General features: G+C 39.9%; 16 protein-coding genes. 12 read left to right on the plus strand and 4 right to left on the minus strand.

Annotated elements, in window-relative coordinates; translation table 11 throughout:
• Positions 1 to 43: 43 nt before the first annotated feature.
• On the plus strand, positions 44 to 1,210 hold the full coding sequence (locus IRY55_RS12560; protein WP_194563679.1) for an MFS transporter: 1,167 nt from the start codon (positions 44 to 46) through the stop codon (positions 1,208 to 1,210).
• Here IRY55_RS12560 and IRY55_RS12565 read toward each other — a convergent pair.
• Entirely contained in the window at positions 1,207 to 2,112 is a 906-nt protein-coding gene (locus IRY55_RS12565) for a TIGR01777 family oxidoreductase (RefSeq protein WP_194563680.1), read from the minus strand. The genes IRY55_RS12560 and IRY55_RS12565 overlap by 4 nt on opposite strands.
• An 80-nt stretch (positions 2,113 to 2,192) precedes the next feature.
• On the opposite strand from IRY55_RS12565, the gene recX reads away from it, so the two are divergent.
• A complete protein-coding gene (gene recX, locus IRY55_RS12570; RefSeq protein ID WP_194563681.1) occupies positions 2,193 to 2,999 on the plus strand; it encodes a recombination regulator RecX in 807 nt (268 codons plus the stop codon).
• Positions 2,992 to 3,330 (plus strand): YfhH family protein, encoded by a 339-nt coding sequence (locus IRY55_RS12575; protein ID WP_194563682.1) that lies wholly within the window; start codon positions 2,992 to 2,994, stop codon positions 3,328 to 3,330. Before recX ends, IRY55_RS12575 begins: the two co-directional genes overlap by 8 nt.
• A 69-nt stretch (positions 3,331 to 3,399) precedes the next feature.
• Here the strand turns inward: IRY55_RS12575 and IRY55_RS12580 are convergent, their stop codons facing one another.
• The gene (locus IRY55_RS12580) at positions 3,400 to 4,383 is read right to left on the minus strand and encodes a metal-dependent hydrolase (RefSeq protein WP_194563683.1); all 984 of its coding nucleotides are present in this window, start codon (positions 4,381 to 4,383) and stop codon (positions 3,400 to 3,402) included.
• A gap of 86 nt (positions 4,384 to 4,469) precedes the next feature.
• Between IRY55_RS12580 and mutY the strand changes: the two genes are divergently transcribed.
• The 6 genes from mutY to IRY55_RS12610 all read left to right on the plus strand — a co-directional run bounded on the left by mutY (position 4,470) and on the right by IRY55_RS12610 (position 10,997).
• The gene (gene mutY / locus IRY55_RS12585) at positions 4,470 to 5,549 is read left to right on the plus strand and encodes an A/G-specific adenine glycosylase (RefSeq protein WP_194563684.1); all 1,080 of its coding nucleotides are present in this window, start codon (positions 4,470 to 4,472) and stop codon (positions 5,547 to 5,549) included.
• 79 nt (positions 5,550 to 5,628) lie between these two features.
• On the plus strand, positions 5,629 to 6,177 hold the full coding sequence (gene ntdP, locus IRY55_RS12590) for a nucleoside tri-diphosphate phosphatase (protein ID WP_194563685.1): 549 nt from the start codon (positions 5,629 to 5,631) through the stop codon (positions 6,175 to 6,177).
• 44 nt (positions 6,178 to 6,221) lie between these two features.
• Entirely contained in the window at positions 6,222 to 7,976 is a 1,755-nt protein-coding gene (locus tag IRY55_RS12595) for an ABC transporter ATP-binding protein (protein ID WP_235961141.1), read from the plus strand.
• 46 nt (positions 7,977 to 8,022) lie between these two features.
• Positions 8,023 to 8,496, plus strand: a complete 474-nt coding sequence (locus IRY55_RS12600) for a DUF4358 domain-containing protein (RefSeq protein WP_194563686.1) — start codon at positions 8,023 to 8,025, stop codon at positions 8,494 to 8,496.
• Positions 8,497 to 8,502: 6 nt separating this feature from the next.
• Positions 8,503 to 9,876 carry an MBOAT family O-acyltransferase gene (locus IRY55_RS12605; protein WP_194563687.1) on the plus strand — a complete coding sequence of 458 codons (1,374 nt, stop codon included), beginning with the start codon at positions 8,503 to 8,505 and terminating at the stop codon, positions 9,874 to 9,876.
• A gap of 11 nt (positions 9,877 to 9,887) precedes the next feature.
• A complete protein-coding gene (locus IRY55_RS12610; protein ID WP_194563688.1) occupies positions 9,888 to 10,997 on the plus strand; it encodes a DHHW family protein in 1,110 nt (369 codons plus the stop codon).
• Positions 10,998 to 11,040: 43 nt separating this feature from the next.
• Here IRY55_RS12610 and IRY55_RS12615 read toward each other — a convergent pair whose 3' ends face one another.
• Entirely contained in the window at positions 11,041 to 12,123 is a 1,083-nt protein-coding gene (locus IRY55_RS12615) for an FUSC family protein (protein ID WP_194563689.1), read from the minus strand.
• Positions 12,124 to 12,272: 149 nt separating this feature from the next.
• Here IRY55_RS12615 and bcp point away from each other — a divergent pair, with 149 nt between their 5' ends.
• The 3 genes from bcp to perR all read left to right on the plus strand — a co-directional run bounded on the left by bcp (position 12,273) and on the right by perR (position 14,239).
• A complete protein-coding gene (gene bcp, locus IRY55_RS12620) occupies positions 12,273 to 12,743 on the plus strand; it encodes a thioredoxin-dependent thiol peroxidase (RefSeq protein WP_194563690.1) in 471 nt (156 codons plus the stop codon).
• Positions 12,743 to 13,684 (plus strand): D-2-hydroxyacid dehydrogenase, encoded by a 942-nt coding sequence (locus IRY55_RS12625; RefSeq protein WP_194563691.1) that lies wholly within the window; start codon positions 12,743 to 12,745, stop codon positions 13,682 to 13,684. The genes bcp and IRY55_RS12625 overlap by 1 nt, the downstream gene beginning before the upstream one ends.
• A gap of 117 nt (positions 13,685 to 13,801) precedes the next feature.
• Positions 13,802 to 14,239, plus strand: a complete 438-nt coding sequence (gene perR, locus IRY55_RS12630; RefSeq protein WP_194563692.1) for a peroxide-responsive transcriptional repressor PerR — start codon at positions 13,802 to 13,804, stop codon at positions 14,237 to 14,239.
• Between the two features lie 43 nt (positions 14,240 to 14,282).
• Here perR and IRY55_RS12635 read toward each other — a convergent pair whose 3' ends face one another.
• On the minus strand, positions 14,283 to 14,639 hold the full coding sequence (locus IRY55_RS12635) for a YgzB family protein (RefSeq protein WP_194563693.1): 357 nt from the start codon (positions 14,637 to 14,639) through the stop codon (positions 14,283 to 14,285).
• Between the last annotated feature and the right edge of the window lie 292 nt (positions 14,640 to 14,931).

Genomic DNA, 14,931 nt, shown 5'->3' on the forward strand with positions numbered 1-14,931 from the left:
GAATTACAATGAAAGTATTGTATGAAAGTAAGGAGTTTGTGAAATGAATCCAACAAGACGTTTTTGGATACTGGTGATCATCGTATCCATTTCAGGCTTTTCACAAGGGATGTTGCTCCCTTTAATATCAGCAATTTTTGAAAAAGACGGTGTATCGAGTACGCTCAACGGTTTAAACGCGACGGCGCTCTATATTGGAACGTTAATCGTCTCTCCTTTTATGGAATTATTACTTAGAAGATTCGGTTATAAACCACTCATTTTATACGGTGGGGCGCTCGTCTTTGTATCGTTAATGGCTTTTCCACTATGGAAGTCTGTCGTCTTTTGGTTCGTTTTACGTTTGTTAATCGGAATAGGAGACCACGCACTTCATTTCGCGACGCAAACGTGGATTACGAGTTTCTCATCAATGGATCGACTCGGGAAAAATATCGCCATTTATGGATTGTCTTTTGGTGTAGGGTTCGCTGTTGGACCTCAATTCGTACCGCTCATGAACATTTATGAAGGGTTACCTTTTATCGTTTCAAGTCTTCTTTGTTTATTCGCCTGGTCCTTCGTCTTTTTATTGAAAAATGAGTTTCCAGAAAACGTTCAAATGAAAGGGGAAGATGTCGGCTTTTGGAAGCGTGTGACATTAACATCTTCTGTTGCTTGGGCTGCCTTTTTAGGTCCGTTCGGATTCGGCTTTTTAGAATCATCACTCAATGCGATGTATCCCGTTTATGCTTTGCGTAACGGAGCGAATCTCGTCCTCATTTCGCAAACATTGACTGCCTTTGCTTTAGGCGGAATTTTAACGCAGTTACCACTCGGAATGCTAAGTGATAAAATTGGTAGAAGAGCGGTCGTCTTGCTTGCATTCGGTGGGGGAACGGTATTTTTCTTCGTTGCAACACTCATTCCCGTCGCTTCGTGGTGGGTCGTGTTCGCTGTATTTTGTGCAGGAATGTTTATCGGATCAGCTTTCTCTTTAGGGATTGCTTACATGTCAGAGCTCGTGCCGAAACAATTACTGCCGATGGGAAATTTATTGTGCGGATTCTTTTTCAGCATTGGAAGTTTATCAGGGCCTATCGTAGGTGGATATGTGATGGAACATACGGTGATGAATTACTTAATGATTCTCGTTATTTTACTCGCTTTTATTACTGTCGTTTTATTGTTTTCACCATTATTTATGAAGAAAAAAGAAGCGCTCGATTAAGAGGGCTTCTTTAAAATTGCATCGATCGCTTCTTTCGCAGTCGGATACTTGAAAGTAAACGACGTTTGTAATAAGCGTGCTGGTTCGACATATTGGCCTTTTGTTACGAGAATATGCTTGTCTCCGAGCACAACTTTAAGTAAAGGTGCCGGAACTGGGAATAAGTGCGGGCGATGTAATGCTTCGCCGATTAATTTACCGAACGCATCCATTTGAATGGGGAACGGTGCAGTGAAATTAAATACACCTTCTAACTGATCATCTTGAACGATATAGTCGATACCTCTTGCCACATCGTCTAAATGAATCCAAGAAATCCATTGTGTTCCTTTTCCGACTTTACCTCCAACGCCTAGTTTATAAGGAAGCGTCATGAGAGGGAATGCGCCACCTTGGTCACTTAAAATGACACCGAAGCGGGTGAATGCTGTACGGATGCCTAAAGATTGTAAAGGCTCGAGGGTCGCTTCCCATTGATGAACGACACGTTGTAAAAATTCATCACCTGACGTATCGCTCTGTTCTGTGTACCGTTCTGTTTCACTTGTATGGTACACGCCGACCGCGCTCGCTTGTAAAACGAGCTTCGGTTTTGTATCCATTTCTTGAATGACACCGACGAGCTCTTCACTCGCTTGTAAGCGGCTTTGTAAAATCGCTTTTTTATCCTCTTCTGACCAACGTCCGTCATTGATTGATTTACCGGCTAAGTTAATGAAAACATCGACAGATCCAAGTTCTTCAATCGTTTGCTTACGGTCTGAAAGCCATTGCACGTAACGTACACCATTTTTCTTCATAGAAGGCTGTCTTGTTAAAATTGTTATGTCATGCTCAGCGTCCCAAAGATTTTGTAGAGCAGTACCGACGAGGCCAGAACCTCCAGCAATTGCGATATGCATTTGATCTTCCCCCTTTTGAAGCTTCAATTGTATGAAATCTCTTCCCGTTCGATGTATAGTAACGAGAGAGGTGATTCACTTTGGCTGTTATTACAAAAATAACACAACAGAAACGAGATAGCGAAAGATTTAACATTTTTTTGGATGGGGAATATAGCTTTAGCGTCCATGAATCTGTACTCGTCCAATTTGGCTTAACGAAAGGGATGGAGTTAGACGATTGGGCATTGGGTGAATTGCAGTATGAAAATGAGATTAACAAAGCATTCAACCGAGCGTTGCATTTTTTATCCTTTCGCATGAGAAGTGAAAAAGAGATTGTAGATAAATTAAAAAAAGAAGAATACGGGGAAGCGGTCATATTAGAAGCGATTGTAAAATTAAAACGCTTAAATTTTGTGAACGACGAACAGTTTGCGGAGGCATTTATGAAAACAAAAATTCAAACGACAAAACTAGGTCCACAAGCATTGAAGCGTGAAATGAATCAAAAAGGAATTGCACGTGATATTCAAGATGATTTATTAAGTACGTATAATGAAGCGGAACAATTCGAAATCGCCAAAGACTTAGCAGAAAAAGTAGCGCGTAAAAATGAGCGTCAAGCTTCGTTGCAAGTCAAAAGAAAAATCGAATCACATCTATTAAGAAAAGGGTATAGTTATGATATGATTCGAAATGTATTAGAAGAAGTTGATTTAGACCGCGATGAAGACGAGTGGGGGGCAATTGTAGAGCGAGAAGGAGAAAAAGCATGGAATCGCATTTCTCGCAAATATAGTGGCCGAGACTTACATCATCGTGTGAAACAAAATTTATATAGTAAAGGAATCCCGATGGAAGTCATTCAAGAGTTCATCGAGATGAAGGAGAATGAAGATGACTGAAGAAAAATCATACCGTGACATGTCAGAACATGAAATTCGTCAAGAAGTCGGACGTTTAATGGAAAAAGCGCGTAAAGCAGAAGCGTTAGGCATCATTAATGAATATGCTGTTTATCAACGAAAAGCGTTAATGGCGCAATCGTACCTCGTCGATTTATCGACCATTATTCCTGGAGAGATTTATAAGATTGAAGGGGACGATGCTTATTTTCACGTCGACTATTTAAAAGGGCGCTTCGCTTGGGGGTATCGCCTCGGCGGGACTAAGTTAGAAGAAGCATTACCTGTTGCGATGTTGAAACCGTTAAAGAAAAGTGAACAAATAAAATAAAAAATATCCTTCACTCCTTTTAAAAGTGAAGGATATTTCAATATAGAAAGCGAAAATTGTTTCGCTTTTTTATTTTTCAATATGCAGTTTCTTTTGAAGTTTTTGTTCGGAGAAAATCCATCCGGTGTACGAATTTAAAATATTGTATTCATCATCTAGATGGACGACGGCAACGAATGGGTAATATCCCTTACTTCGGTAACGTAAGTCAATCAATCGTACTTCATATCCGCCGTCTTTCAATTCATCGATGACCCAACGGTACGTCGGTGAAAATGAAGTGAAAGCGCGCATATTGGAGTCCGTCATCGCTACTTTGACGACTTTCTCTTCAGTCGGTAATGGTAAGCGGTCGAACTTATCATAAATCGTGACAGACCGGCCATATGCTCGTCCGACATAATGTGCTTCTTTTGTAGAAGCGGCAACACGCCATTGGAAGAAACTCATCGTCGGAGCGACAAAAATTTCTTCAGCATTTGGAACGGTATGCTCGACCGCATGAGTGACTGCTCGTTTCATGGCGAAGCGTAATATATAATAAAGAACGAGAATCGCAAGCAACCCGAGCATTGTCGGAACAGGTTCTCCTGTCTTCCACCAGACACCGAATGCGATTAAATGTAAAGCGAAAATAATCGGATCAAATGTGTTAATGACGCTGAGCGCTACCCACTTATGTGAAAAAGGCCGCAACGCTTGTGTTCCGTATGAGTTAAAAATATCGACGAACACGTGTAAAAAGACAGCGAGAAATGTCCACAACCATAGATGCAATAAGTTCACATCTGGGTAAATCCAATACAAAATCCCCGAAATTAAAATCGGCCAAAGTGCGACGGCCGGCATCGAATGTGTGATGCCTCGGTGATTTCGAATATATACAGCATTGTTTCTAAATTTTAAAACGGTATCGACATCTGGAATAAGTGAACCGACGAGTACACCTGAAATGACTGCTTTATGTGTAAGCGGTTCTGAAGCGATGACGGGATCGATCAATGCTAATCCGCCTAAGGCAACACCCATCGCGATATGTGTGCCTGTATCCAAATAATCACTCCTCACTATGAATTACTCACTAGTATACCTTTTTCTCTATAAAAACGTAAACGATATGCTAAGGAAGGAAGTTACAATTGCGACAAACATTTGACAAAGAACAGTTTCAAAAAGATTTATTACAGTGGTATGAAAAGGAAAAGCGAGATTTACCTTGGAGACGCACCTCAAACCCTTATTACATTTGGGTTTCTGAAATTATGCTTCAACAGACACGGGTCGATACGGTCATTCCTTATTATTTAAAATTTATCGAACGTTTTCCAACGATGGAGTCATTGGCGGAAGCGGATGAAGAAGAACTTTTAAAATTGTGGGAAGGGCTCGGTTATTATTCACGCGTGCGCAATTTACAAATAGGTGTCCGTGAAGTCGTGGAACATTACGGAAGCGAAGTGCCGAAAACGCGAAAAGAAATTAGTTCATTAAAAGGAATCGGTCCGTATACGGCAGGGGCGATTTTAAGCATCGCATACAATTTGCCTGAACATGCAGTTGACGGTAATGTGATGCGTGTTTATTCGAGGTTGTTTGAGATTCCGGACGACATTAGCAAGCCGAAGACGAAAAAAATATTCGATGAACTCGTCACGAAAACGATCAGTCATGAAGATCCATCTAGCTTTAATCAAGCGATTATGGAATTAGGAGCGGTCGTTTGCACACCGCGTAATCCGCATTGCTTATTATGTCCAGTCCAAGAGCATTGCGCTGCTTATGCAAGTGGCACACCTCTCGACTATCCGGTGAAAAAAGGAAAGACGAAAGTGCGCAAAGTCGATATTTTTCCATTCGTTTTGCAAGATGAACAGGGGCGTTATTTAATGAGGAAGCGCCCGAGTGAAGGTTTGCTTGCGAATATGTGGGAGTTTCCATACGTAGAGCGCGCCTCAGAAGATTTGACAGACCCACAACAACAGCTCGAAAAACAATTAAACACAAAAATAAAAGTAGGACAAACGTATGAACCGTATAAACATATCTTTTCTCATTTGCATTGGAATATTTACGCAACAAATGGACGAATTGTCGACTCAAACGATATAAAAGAAACAGCAACGATGAAATTTTTTACAATCGAAGAAATGAAAGCTCTTCCGATGGCTGTGCCTGTTCAAGTCCTATTCAAACAAATCCTCAATCATATCATATTGTGAATTAGTATAACTTTTGCATACGAGTTGGTATAATGGGTAGATATAGTTAAATCGTTCGTTGTGTAAAGGTGGGATGAATATGGGAATTCCAACAGAAGGAGAAACAATTCAAGTACATAGTTACAAGCATGATGGGAAAATTCACCGCGTTTGGCAAGAGACCGTCGTCTTAAAAGGGACGAAAAATATCGTCATCGGTGGAAATGAAAAAACTCTCGTGACGGAATCAGACGGTCGAACGTGGCTGACGCGCGAACCATCCATCTGTTATTTTCATGCGAAACATTGGTTCAATATCATTTGTATGTTGCGTGAAGATGGCGTGTACTACTATGTCAATTTAAGCTCGCCATTTATATTTGAACACGGTTCGTTAAAATATATCGATTATGATCTCGATGTGAAAGTTTTCCCTGATATGAATTACATCATATTAGATGAAGACGAGTATGCATTGCATAAACGATTGATGAACTATCCACCTGTAATTGACCCGATCATGAAACATAATATCGAAGAGTTAATTCGTTGGATTAAACTGCGCAAAGGACCTTTTGCGCCAGAGTTTATCGAAGTGTGGACAGAGCGCTATCAGTTTTACAAACAATTAAATGAACGAGAATTTTAGCCTCACTGCTTATGTGCAGTAGGCTTTTTCAATGGGGAGGTACTATGGAGAAATCGAAACGAAGTACAGTTTCAAGATATATGGATTTTGTGAAGCCGTATTGGGGAGAAATTGCGTTAACGCTCGTCATCGGAATTTTAAAGTTTGCGATTCCGTTATTTTTGCCATTTTTAATGAAGATTATAATCGATGGCATTTTGGCGAACGATGCGATGAGTGCGGCAGATAAGACGGAGAAGCTCTTTCTTTATTTAGGGGGAACGGCGATTTTATTTTTCGTCATTCGTCCACCAGTTGAGTATTACCGTCAATATTTTGCTCAAAATGTGAGCAATAAAATTTTATACGACATTCGTCAGTCACTCTTTGGCCATTTACAAAAGTTAAGCTTGCGTTATTACTCGAACACACGGGCAGGAGAAGTTATTTCACGTGTGATCAATGACGTGGAGCAAACGAAAAACTTTATTATGATTGGCCTCATGAACGTTTGGCTCGACTTAGCGACGATCCTGATCGCGCTCGGTATTATGTTTTCACTCGATGTGAAGTTAACGCTCATTACATTGATTGCTTTCCCGTTTTATGCGTTTAGTGTTAAATACTTTTTCGGTCGTTTACGAGGACTGACTCGCGAACGTTCACAAGCGCTCGCGAATGTACAAAGTTATTTGCATGAACGAGTGTCAGGAATTAGTGTTGTGAAAAGTTTCGCGTTAGAACAGCATGAACAGGAAAATTTTGACCGTGTAAATGGACAATTTCTCGATAAAGCATTGAATCATTCGCGTTGGAATGCGAAAGCTTTTGCGGTCGTCAATACGATTACAGAAGTCGCACCGCTCATCGTCATCGGATATGCGGGGTATCATGTCATTCAAGGGAACTTGACACTCGGTACGATGGTTGCGTTTATCGCCTATATCGATCAGTTATACAATCCGCTCCGTCGTCTCGTCAATTCTTCGACAACATTGACGCAATCATTCGCTTCGATGGACCGCGTTGTAGAATTGATGGACGAGCCGTATGACATTCAAAATGATCCGTCTGCAAAACCAATTAATCGTGCGAACGGACAGTTATCTTTTCGAAATGTTTCATTTGAATATGAAGAAGGCCAACCTGTGTTGCAAAATATCGATTTTGACGTTCAGGCAGGAGAGACGATTGCGCTCGTCGGGATGAGTGGAGGAGGAAAGTCGACAATTGTCAGCTTAATTCCACGATTCTTCGATGTGACAGATGGCGACATTCGTTTAGATGACCAATCGATTCAATCGATTGAAATCGAGTCCTTGCGTCGCAATATCGGAATCGTCATGCAAGACAATATTTTATTTAGTGATTCTGTGCGCAGTAACATTATGATGGGAAATCCCGATGCGACAGAAGAAGAAGTCATCGCTGCAGCAAAAGCGGCAAATGCTCATGACTTCATTATGAACTTGCCGAAAGGATACGATACAGAAGTCGGCGAACGAGGTGTGAAATTGTCAGGAGGACAGAAGCAACGAATCGCGATTGCTCGTGTCTTTTTGAAAAACCCGCCTATTATCATTTTAGACGAAGCAACGTCAGCGCTCGACCTTGAAAGTGAGGCGCTCATTCAACAGTCGCTCGATGAACTCGCTCGTGACAGAACGACAATCATCGTCGCGCATCGTTTGTCGACGATTACGAGTGCTGATCAAATTCTCGTCATTGAAAATGGCATGTTAATGGAACAAGGAACTCATGAACAGCTTATGAATGAACGAGGAACGTATTACAATTTATATTCGATACAAGATTTGTAACGTTTAGAAACCCGAGCCGTCTACTTAAAAAAAGGAGGAAATAATCATGAAAAAATCATTTTGGGGATTCGTCCTCGTACTGACATTATTCACTTTAGGAGCTTGTTCGAATGAAGAGGCTCAACCGACCGTAGAACCATCAAAAGTGATGGATCAAATATTGGCACAAGTGGAGCAACCTGCTTTAATGCCACTTGAAGATGAACAAGTGGAAGAGATGTACGGCTTCGATTTAAAGAAAGTGGAAGATTACGACATTCGTATGCCGATGATGAATGTCCAAACGAATGAAATTGCAATCGTGCGTTTGAAAGATACGAAAGATGCAAAAGAAATTGAGCAAGGAATGGAGAAAAGAGCAGAAGTCGTTCAAAAACAATTTGAAACGTATTTACCCGATCAATATGAAAATGCGAAAAACTATCAAATTGTGAAAGAAGCGAATTATGTATTATTCGTTATTTCTGCAGAAGCGGATGAGATTGTAAAACAATTTAAAGAAGCGTTAAAGAGCGAGTAAGCTCTTATGGTATTTAGTAGTCTCGTCTTTTTATTCGTCTTTTTACCGCTCGTATTACTCGTGTATTACCTCTCTCCTCGCCGTATGAGAAATGGCATTTTATTTGCGGTCAGTCTCGTCTTTTATGCGTGGGGAGAGCCGATTTATATCGTACTGATGATTTTTTCGACTTTTGCAGATTATGCATTCGGTTTAGCATTAAGTAACGCGAATCGCTCGGACCGTTTTAGAAAATGGATCGTGTTTGCATCTGTCGTCGTCAATTTATCCGTACTCTCATTTTTTAAATATGCTGATTTTGTCATTGAAACGATCAATGGATTAGCACACACTGAAATCCCTTTGGTTGAGTTACCTTTACCGATTGGGATTTCTTTTTATACGTTTCAGTCTTTATCGTACATTATCGATGTATATCGTAAAGAAGCGGAAGCCCAAAGAAATTGGGTAGACTTCGGCGCATACGTTTCTTTATTTCCGCAACTCGTCGCAGGACCGATCGTTAAATATCATACAATCGCAAAACAGTTACAACATCGACGTGAAAGCATTCCACTTTTTGCGGAAGGGGTGCGCCGCTTTTTAATCGGACTTGGCAAAAAAGTTTTGTTGGCGAACAATATCGGTTTGTTGTGGGATACGATTTCTCATAGTTCGATGGAAACGATGCCACTACTTACAGCATGGCTCGGCATTCTCGCCTTCGCTTTACAAATTTACTTTGATTTTAGTGGCTATTCCGATATGGCGATCGGTCTCGGGTTAATGTTCGGTTTTCGCTTTGAGGAAAACTTCCGCTATCCGTATACAGCGGAAAGTATGACAGACTTTTGGCGACGGTGGCACATATCCCTCGGAAGTTGGTTTCGCGATTATGTGTACATCCCACTAGGGGGAAATCGTCACGGACTGCAGAAGCAATTAAGAAATATTGCGGTCGTCTGGTTATTGACAGGACTTTGGCACGGAGCGAGTTGGAATTACGTGTTATGGGGAGCATATTTCGGTTTGTTACTCGTCTTGGAAAAAATGTTTTGGTTACGTGCATTGGAAAAAGTTCCGAAATGGTTCCGACATGTCTATGCATTGCTTGCGATTGCGGTCGGATGGGTCATTTTCGTATTTGAAGACTTCGGGGATATGACGCATTATTTCGTTCGCATGTTTACGTCGCAAAACGGTTTTTATGACGATACGACATTGTATTACGTTTTGACAGAAAGTCCGTTGATCATCATCGCTATTTTAGCGTCATTGCCAATTATGAAAAATGTAACATTTAAAAGTTGGCATATCGTTTTGTACATGATGATTTATCTCATGAGCATCGCTTATTTAGTAGATGCGAGTTTTAATCCATTTTTATATTTTCGATTTTAAAGGGGGAAACTATGGCTGAAAAATTACTCATCGTTTTATTCATTTCGATGTTAGCAATCGGGAGTATCGGTCTACTCCTTGTTCCGAAGGAGTCCTTTTCTTCAATCGAAAATCGCCCGCTAGAAAAATGGCCGCGCATCACGCCTGAAACGATTTTAAATAAAAAAGCAATGACGCAATTCGAAACGTATGTATCCGATCATTTTCCGTATCGGACCGGTTGGATTAAAACGAAAGCGTTCGTGGAGCAAGTGAGAGGAAAAAAAGAAAATAACGGCATTTATTTAGGCCGTGACGGGTATTTATTTGAAAAAGTCGATCCGACGGTTGAACGACAAGTCGATCGCCAAATTCGTGAGATCGAAACATTTGCGGAGTGCTATGAGGAGAAATCAATCGGACTTATGTTAATACCGCCATCCGCTATATTTTATGAACAGCAATGGCCAGCCTTTGCACCGATGGCAGATCTCGTCGCAATGCAACGGACGATTATGGAGCGGATACCTAGTCGAGTGACGACCTATGATGGAGCACGCATGTTAGAGCCGTATCGAGAACAGTACATTTATTACAAAACAGACCATCATTGGACGACGCGTGGCGCATATATCGCTTATGCGCATTATGCTCTCCAACAAGGGTGGGAACCGATCAACTATGAACCTGTCGTCGTCAGTGAACAATTTTACGGAAGTTTCGATACGAGAGGGCAATTTATTAGAAGAGAGCCGGATCGTTTAGAACGTCCAGTCTTCAATAATGAATCGACCTTATATATTGAAGACAGAAATGAACTGCGCCATACGTTGTATGATGAAGAAGCTTTGCAACAGAAAGATCAATACCGTTACTTTTTTGGCGGTGTTCACGCGGCGATGCAACTGAAAACACCGGATGCGCCAATCGAAGAACCATTACTCGTCGTGAAAGATTCTTACGCCCATGCTTTGTTGCCATTTTTAACAGCGCATTACGCGAATATTTATGTGCTTGATTTGCGGTATTATAATGGGAGCGTGGAGCAATATATGGAAGACCACCATATTGATCACGTTTTACTTTTATGGAATACGACAACCTTTTTAGAAGAAACGCAATTGTTTAAACTAAACCGTTAAGCGAAAAGCTCCTAGCACCTGAATAAAGGTGTTAGGAGCTTTTTTAGTAAATGTCATCTTCAAATTCTTCAATATACGATTCTTCGTGGTGACGTTGATACGACGTGATGAGCAAATCGAGATGTTCTAAATGTTCATCGTAGTAAAGCATCGCCGATAACACATGTAACAAGTGATACGGAGAGAATTCTTCTAACTCAGTCGTCAACGTAATTTCTTGCATAAAAATGTCCATCACTTCGTGTCGCTGCAAATAATCTTCTTTTTCCGGAATATGAATCGTATCGGCTTTTAATTTCCCTACGAATTTCAAATGAAGTTGTTCGTGATATGTCAGTAACGTATCGAGACGCTCTTGAATCATCATACGAAAATGTTCAGGCATTTCAATCAGTTCATTTTCATATTGATGCAGTCGTTTTAATAAATCGTAGCTACTGGAACTTGTCGCAATCATTTGGCGATAGACGACGAGTTTACGAGATTTGCCGAAAGTATTTCTTTTAAAATACTTTCGTTCTTCTTTGAAAAGAACGTACAATTCATCGATTTGTTTTAAACTCTCTTTAATTTTTTCGAGTGCATGTTGTGTTGCTTGGTGTTCTGAAGCTTGTCTCGCAGCGAGTCGCGTCCATCGGATAATTTCATCCTGTGTTAAATGAATCGTTTGAAAAAGTTTCTTTTCGTATTTCGGTGGTATGAACACAAGATTGACAACGAAAGCGGACAATACTCCGATAATGATGGTGAGTAGACGCAAGAGCGCAAAGTTTAAAAATGCATCGCCTTGAATTTCCATAATCGCAATCATCGTGACGAGTGCTAGAGAAATCGATTTTTCCAGTTTCAATTGCAGCATGATCATAATGATGATAATCGCAGCGAGTCCAATAATGAGCACTTGTTGGCCGAACAACATAACGAAGACGACCGCGATACTTGCTCCGATTAAATTACCTTGAATTTGTTCAACAATTGTTAAATAAGACCGGTAAATGGACGGTTGAACCGCGAAAATAGCGGCAATTCCAGCGAAGACAGGATTCGGCAATTGCAATAACTCTGATAAAAAAAGTGCGAGTGCAATCGCGATTCCTGTTTTAAATATTCGAGCACCAAGTTTCATAAATGATGATCCTTTCAATCGTAAATTAACATTGCTTCTATTACTATAATTTCATTTTATATGAAATGGTCGGAAAGGCAAACAATTGCAAGTGAAGCGTCTGTTTTGTACGATAACAGAGAGAATAATCAATTAAGGGAGGAATTTTCATGAGTTTAGTAGGAAAACAAGCACCAACATTTACCTTGAACAATCAGCAGGGGGAAGCGGTCTCTTTAGAAAAATTTAAAGGGAAATACGTTGTATTATATTTTTATCCGAAAGATGCAACGCCAGGATGTACGACGCAAGCGTGTGATTTTCGTGATTCTATCGAAGACTTCACATCATTAAATGCAGTTATTTTAGGAGTGAGTCCAGATAATGAAGCTTCTCACCAAAAATTTATTGCAAAACATGAGCTACCTTTCGATTTATTAGTCGATGAAGAAAAGCGAGTAGCGGAAGCGTACGATGTTTGGAAGTTAAAGAAAAACTTCGGTCGAGAGTATATGGGCATCGAACGTTCTACCTTTTTAATTGATCCAGAAGGGAAAGTAGTGAAAGAGTGGAGAAAAGTGCGCGTGAAAGATCATATTGAAGATGCGTTGAATACATTGAAAGAAATGGTGAACGCGTAATGGATATTTTAGTGACAGTTCCTTTAAAGGAACATATAAGAGAAGATTTAGCTCAAACATTTCCAACAGTGACGTTTCATTACGAAGAAGCGGAACATGAATGGTTGGAAAAATCAGAAGTGCTCGTCACATACGGAAATGATGTGACTGAATCGGTTGTCGACCGAGCGAAAAATTTAAAATGGCTCATGGTCGCTTCAGCAGGCGTCGACAATTTCCCGCTTGAAAAAATTGCTGAGCGCAAATGGCTCGTGACAAATGCGAAAGGAATTCATAAAATTCCGATGGCAGAATCGATGCTCGCTCATATCCTTGCTTTATCAAAAGGATTCCCACAAATTTATGATAATGAACGTCAAAAAGTATGGGACCGTCGTGTGCCACAAATTGAAATTAGTGGTCAAAAAGCGCTTATTTTAGGACCCGGTACCATTGGAAGTGAAGTAGGTCGACTGCTTCAAGCATTTGGTGTACACACGATTGGATACAATCGCTCAGGTAAACCGAGCCTGAATATGGATGAGATGATTCAACCAGATCAATTAATGGATACATTACCAAAAGTGGATTCTGTTATTTCTATTTTACCAAGTACTCCAGAGACGAGATATTTGTGGCAACTCGAACATTTTGAAGCGATGAAGGAAAGTGCAATATTTTTAAACTTTGGTCGTGGAGACTTCGTCAAAGAAGAAGTTGTGTTAGAAGCTTTGCATAAAAAACTAGTCCGCCATGTTGTCCTAGATGTTTTTGAAAAAGAACCTTTACGCGAGGATAGCGAATTATGGACGATGACGAACTGTACAGTTTCTCCACATATTTCAAGTTTATCAAATCAATATATTCCACGTTCAATTGATATTTTTAAAGAAAATTTAAAACGTTATTTAGACGAGGAAAAAGAGTATGTGAATGAAGTGGATATTTTAAGAGGGTATTAACAGAAAGTTATTGCACAAATATTGACAATCGTCCTCCTAATCACTTATGATAATTATAATGATTATAAATAAGTCATGAACATCATTCAAATATATCAATAGATTGGAGTGGATACGATGTCTGAAACTTATTTAAAAGACGCACTCTCGACATTACGAGAAAGTGGTGTCCGTATAACTCCGCAAAGACATGCGATACTCGAATATTTGATTTCTTCTGAAACTCATCCGACTGCGGATGAAATTTATCGAGCTTTAGAAGATGATTTTCCAAATATGAGTGTAGCGACTGTATACAACAATTTAAAAGTATTTTTAAATACAGGGCTTGTGAAAGAATTGACATATGGTGATGCATCGAGTCGTTTCGATTTTGCATCACATGACCACTATCACATCATTTGTGATGATTGCGGTAAAATTGTCGACTTTCATCATCCAGGTTTACAAGAAGTTGAACACCTCGCTTCTCATATGACTGGGTTTAAAGTGAATTCACATCGTCTTGAAGTATACGGAACATGTCCGGAATGTGCGAACATGAAACGTCAATAAAAGAAAATGCACTTGCGAACGATTATGTCGCAAGTGCATTTTTTTATTCTTGACTACTTTTTTTATTGTAACGTTCATCAAACTCTTTACCTTCAAGTGTAGGATCGAGCGTTAAAGGTTCACGACAATGACCACACATATCCGCACGACCTAACATTTTAGTCGGTTTGCCACATGATGGACAAACGACTTGAACCGCTTTGGTCGAAAGCATGCCGATCCAAGCATAAATAACTGTACTACCTAAAATAGAGAATACACCAAGAATCATAAAGATAAGCATCAATATTTGATTCGATCGGAAAAAAATGCCGACATACATAATGATGACTCCTATGAAGATGAGTGAAAGTGCAAAGGAACGGATCCGGTTAATTTTATTTTTATAAGGTTTCGCCAACTGAAGTACCTCCTTGTTTATGTACAGTATAATAGCACAATTTGTATGAGAAGCATACGAATTGAGAAGAGAGAAGCAATAACGTGAACTGAAATGTTATAGAGTATTATATGAAGAGAAATAAAAATAATAAAAAAATGATAAAAAGGTTTGACAAGAAAAGAAGTCTCATGGTAAGATTCATATTGTCGTTTGGAACGGCAAACAAAACAAAATCGAGAATGCGAAAAAAGATTTGACAAAACAAATCAAAGCATGTTAGATTATAAGAGTTGCTGAAAAAAGCAACCGA

The organism is Savagea serpentis (assembly GCF_015351395.1).
GTDB lineage: Bacteria > Bacillota > Bacilli > Bacillales_A > Planococcaceae > Savagea > Savagea serpentis.